General features: G+C 71.5%; 1 protein-coding gene. It reads left to right on the forward strand.

Going from position 1 to position 428, the window contains the following annotated elements; all coding sequences use genetic code 11:
* The coding region (locus M3677_RS17475; protein ID WP_251161209.1) for an ABC transporter permease at positions 1-428 on the forward strand (428 nt) is incomplete at both ends.

Below are 428 nucleotides of genomic sequence, written 5' to 3' on the forward strand. Positions count from 1 at the left end.
GGTTCAACCAGCTGCGCGACGCCGACGGCGCGTTCGGCGCCCAGCAGGGCCCCTCGGCCGACCACCTGCTCGGCACGACGGTCGGCGGGTACGACGTCCTCTCCCGCGTGCTCCACGGCACCCGCACCGCGCTGTTCGTCATCGTGGTGGCGGTCGTGCTGTCGATCGTGGCCGGGGTGCTGCTCGGCCTGGTCTCGGGCTACCTGGGCGGCTGGCTCGACCGCGTGCTGGTGGTCATCGCCGACGCCGTCTACGCGTTCCCGTCGCTGCTGTTGGCGATCGTCGCGGCCATCGTCATCAGCGGCGGTCAGTCGAGCCTGGTCGGCGGCGTGCTGGCCGCGGCCATCTCGATCACCGTGGTGTTCATCCCGCAGTACTTCCGGGTGGTGCGCGCGGAGACGGTGCGGATCAAGGGCGAGGCGTTCGTG

The sequence above is a fragment of the Curtobacterium sp. P97 genome (genome assembly GCF_023712445.1).
Taxonomy (GTDB): Bacteria; Actinomycetota; Actinomycetes; order Actinomycetales; family Microbacteriaceae; genus Curtobacterium.